We start from the raw sequence: 4,259 nt of genomic DNA, 5'->3' as shown, positions 1-4,259 counted from the left end.
CGTCGTTTAACGCTCGCGTAAAGAATTTAAATTTATACTGCATTGCGCACAAAAACCTTGCGCTTAATTAAGGAGGGCTAAAATTTAAAGCAAAAGTTATTTAAAATTTAAGCCCGTTTCGCCTTTGCAGCGTTTTGTTTATGGTACCTTGACGGAGCGCCCCGCTCGGCCCTCTTTAAACCCTCGCTTCAAGATGAAACAATCTCAAATGCCGCTTAAATTTTATCTTTGTCCTTCAAGCGTCCGCTTTAAATTTAGTCGCTCTTTGGCTCGGTTTCATTTCGCTACCCATTCAAATTCCCACGTAGCGCGCCAAAGCGTATCGTCAAATTTCATCAAAATTTTAAAAACGGCTATAAATTAAGCGCGAAAGAGTTCGCCTAAAAAGGATATATTTTATTTCTATTTACTGTTTAGGTAGTATAATCGTTCTCGTCCGACAAGATAAAACCTCCTTTTTGTATGAAGCCCGAGTTTAAAAGCTCGGGCTTTTTTTATGCCCGAAATTCTGCTATAATCCCGCCAAAAACTGCAAGGAAATTTTATGCTTTCACATATCGACGAAAACAATATGCCCCGCATGGTGGATGTCGGCGCCAAGGACGATAGCGAGCGCGTAGCCACCGCTAGCGGCATCATACGAATGAGCGCGGAGGCGTTTGCCGCCGTCAAGCAAAACACGGCCAAAAAAGGCCCCGTGCTTCAAACCGCCGTCGTTGCCGCGATAATGGGCGCTAAAAAGACGAGCGAGCTAATACCCATGACCCATCCGCTTACGATTACTTCGATTAAAACCGATATTGAGGAGCTTGCGAGCGAGTGCGCATTTAAGCTTTTCGTAACTGTAAAAATCACGGGCAAAACGGGCGTCGAGATGGAGGCGCTAACGGGCGTGAGCGTGGGGCTGCTGACGATTTATGATATGCTAAAAGCGATCGATAAATCGATGCAGATCACAGGCATCGTGCTGCAACGCAAAGAGGGGGGCAAGAGTGGCGTGTATATTAGGAGCTGAAAAGCCAAAAATCGACTATCCGCTCTTTTGGGAATACAAAGTAGTCCTAGATGCGACCACCCAAAAGCGCGAGCAGATCGATGAAATTTTAAAGGGCGAAAATTACAAAATAGACTTTTCGCGCTTTTCAAACGGCGGCAAATATATGAGCTTCAACGTAAGCGTTTTCGTAAATAGCGATATGCACAGAAATGAAATTTTCGAGCGCCTGAAGGCTCATTTTAAATACATACTGTAGGAGAGGATATGAAGGAAAAACTGATAGAAAAATTCGGCGCCGATCTCGCGCAAATTAGCGGCGAGGAGCTGGCAGCCTGCGTGCAAAATTTAGCTTTTGAACAAAGCCTTCAGGCTCTACGCGGACTTAGCAAAGATGCTAAAAGCGCTAAAAGCGCCGAGCTCATCTTAAGCTTTGCCGCCGAGCTTAACGAAATAGGAGCTCTAAAGGACGCCTCCTCCGAAGCGCTAATCGAAGGGGTGAAAAAGGCGCTGTGCGACGAGGACGAGCAGGGGCTCTACAAACTCATCTACGACTACGACGATCTGCGCAAAAAGATCGCTTGTAAACAAAAGGCGATTAAAACCCTTGTTTTGCGCAGCTACGACGATCTGGATACCGCGCTGCAAAACGCAAGCGAAGCAGAGCTAAAAGAGCGCATAGGCTCGGCGCTACAGCGAGCGATCGCGAGCAAACTACCGCTTGCGGACGTGCTGAAAGAAGCAAGTGAACTAGCCTTCATAAGCGTGCTAGAAAGCGGCACCGACATCGAGGATACCGCGCACGAGACGGCGAAAAACATCGCATTTTCGGCTATCGGCGACGGAGAATTTACGAAATTCCGCACTAAAGAAATTTCAAAAATCATCATAAATCGTGCGATTTTCGTCGCAAACGAGAGCAAAAATACAGCCTCTGCGCTGATTAGAGGCGCGATTTTAGGCTGCTACGACGGCATAAACAAAGCCGCCGAAAGATACCGCGACGAGCTAAGTTTCTCGCCGGCAAGCGACGCACAGAGCCTAGAGAACGAAAGGCTTCAAATTTCGCAGATGAGCGAGCTATTTAGCGCGGTTCTAAACGATGCGGTCGCAAGCTCGGAGGAACCCGCTAAAAGCGAGATCGCCAAGATCGCCGATGAAGAATTCGGAGGCTACTTGGCTAAATTTAGAAAAATTTCAAGCGATCTTGCCGAGCAGCTAAGCGCCAAAATCGGCGAAATTGAGCTTGGCGAGCGCGCGAAAAAGGCGAGCGCCAAGGCGCGTGAAATCACTCAAGAGCTGAGCCAAAAAAGCGCCAAAATCATCGAAAACCTCGATCTAAACGAGAAACTGGACGCGATCAAAAAAGAGCTTAGCGAGTTTGAAAAGAAGATGAGCCAAAAATTTGCCGAGCTAAAAAGCTCCGAGGTCGCTAAAAACGTAAGCGAAAGGGCGCGCGAGATGAGCGCTAAGGCTTACGAGGCCGCAAAAGAGACGATCGCCAAGCTAAAGTCCAAAAAGGACTAAATGGGCGCTGCAGAGGTGAAATCCCTAGCGGCAAGCACGCCGGTGCTCGCTACTTTGCGCTGCAAAATTTACTAGCATGCCTTAAAGTCCTCACCCTCCAAATAATAGAGCTTTCATTAGAGTTTGCGAGGCTTATGCGGAATTCTTCATGCGCTTTAATGGCACAGCAGAATTCCGTGCCGATAAAGAATTTACTAATTTTGCGTAGCTAAATTTAGATGCGCGCTGCAAAATTACGTGCCGCCAAAAATCCTACGGCGATGTGAGACCCCGGCCCAACCGAATCTTGCCGCAGTGATAAAATTCTAAGTGCAAAATTTTATAGCTGTCAGAGCATATATAAAATTCCAAAAACGGCGCAGATTTTTAAGCTTAAAATTTCATCGTACAAATTTACGTAGCCGAATTTTAAAATTCTAAACACGTAAAATTTTAAAATTCCATCCAAAATGATACGGTACGGCTTACAGTTTGAAATTTTATCCCGACGCGCGCAAATGAAATTCCGCGAGATAAATTCTACAAAAAGGCGTCTGTGGCGTTTGGCATTTCTGCGATCATTTCAATTCCAATAAAACGCAATTTCATTGCAGCGCAAGATGCGATGTGAAGGGATGCCGCTAAGCTAACAATTAGAATTTTACTTTGCAAAGATTAGCGCGGCTCATCTCAAATCATAGCGACATCCGAGCCCATTTTATCGCGCGATTTGATTGTGCAAATTTCAAATTGCTCTTATCCGCCCGAACCGAGCGCCTGGTGTAAATAAAATTCTACCGGATTTATCGTTGCGTAAATTTAAAACCGCGATCCCTCCCCGCTCTATTTAGGTGCAGAGGTGCTTTGTTTATGCAGCGCCGCGCTTGGATAAACCCACTATTTTTACATAGCAATGCCTAATTTACGCCGCGATAAAATCCTGCGAAATCACCGCTAAATTTTATCGCTAAATTACAAAGCCCAATCCTATTTTAAAGGCGACGGGCGTCCTTAAATTTTACGGCAAATTCCAAATAGATCGCGCCTGCAAAATCCGGCAATCCAAAATAAAATTCTAAAAATTTAACCAAATTTCGCTAAAATCGCCGCAAAATTTCAAGGAGAAAAGATGAAAAAATTAGCTCTTTTAATATCCTTTGCTGCGATGATGATTTTTAGCGGCTGTGCGAGCACCACGCAAGGCGGCGCCGTAGGCATCGACCGCTCGCAATTCATCACCGTAAGCGAAGCTGAAATGGATCAAAGTGCCGCGCTTGCCTACAGGCAGATTACCGCCCAAGCAAACGCCAAGCACGTCCTAAATACCGATAAAAAGCTAACTGATCGCGTTAGAGGCATCTCGAAGCGCCTAATCGCTCAAGTCGGCGCATTTCGCAAAGACGCACTGAAATGGAACTGGCAGGTAAACGTCATAAACGACCCTACGATCAATGCTTGGTGTATGCCTGGCGGTCGCATCGTCGTATATACGGGCATCATCGAAAAGCTTAAGCTTACCGATGCCGAGCTGGCTGCTATTTTGGGGCACGAGATGTCGCACGCACTGCGCGAACACAGCCGCGAGCGAGCCTCGACTGAACAGATGAAAGATGTCGGTATCGCTGTAGCAAGCTCCGCGGCAGGGCTTGGAGATCTAGGCTCAGCGGCTTTGAACATGGCGGCTCAATACACATTCACGCTGCCGTTTTCACGCACGCATGAGACGGAGGCTGATCTGATGGGTGTCGAGCTGATGGCG

Annotated in this window: 4 protein-coding genes; all 4 read left to right on the top strand. The window is 46.7% G+C overall.

All coding sequences use genetic code 11. The features are described from left to right. Window positions 1-544: 544 nt before the first annotated feature. On the top strand, window positions 545-1,015 hold the full coding sequence (gene moaC, locus Q0256_RS03260; RefSeq protein WP_297960005.1) for a cyclic pyranopterin monophosphate synthase MoaC: 471 nt from the start codon (window positions 545-547) through the stop codon (window positions 1,013-1,015). Further along, a complete protein-coding gene (locus tag Q0256_RS03255; RefSeq protein ID WP_297960003.1) occupies window positions 993-1,253 on the top strand; it encodes a DUF493 domain-containing protein in 261 nt (86 codons plus the stop codon). The genes moaC and Q0256_RS03255 overlap by 23 nt, the downstream gene beginning before the upstream one ends. Window positions 1,254-1,261: 8 nt before the next feature. Continuing rightward, window positions 1,262-2,521: a hypothetical protein gene (locus Q0256_RS03250; protein ID WP_297960001.1), complete on the top strand. Its 1,260-nt coding sequence runs from the start codon at window positions 1,262-1,264 to the stop codon at window positions 2,519-2,521. A gap of 1,108 nt (window positions 2,522-3,629) precedes the next feature. Then, on the top strand, window positions 3,630-4,259 hold a 630-nt coding region (locus Q0256_RS03245), incomplete at its 3' end, for a M48 family metallopeptidase (protein ID WP_297959999.1).

The sequence above is a fragment of the uncultured Campylobacter sp. genome (assembly GCF_937949835.1).
Taxonomy (GTDB): domain Bacteria; phylum Campylobacterota; class Campylobacteria; order Campylobacterales; family Campylobacteraceae; genus Campylobacter_B.
The sequence above is the reverse complement of the archived record's forward strand: the minus strand, read 5'-3'. Positions and strand labels throughout refer to the sequence as shown.

What these genes read in the sequence shown, in the direction of transcription:
- moaC (WP_297960005.1), top strand. Translation starts at nt 545, where the DNA reads ATGCTTTCACATATCGACGAAAACAATATGCCCCGCATGGTGGATGTC.
- Q0256_RS03250 (WP_297960001.1), top strand. Translation starts at nt 1,262, where the DNA reads ATGAAGGAAAAACTGATAGAAAAATTCGGCGCCGATCTCGCGCAAATT.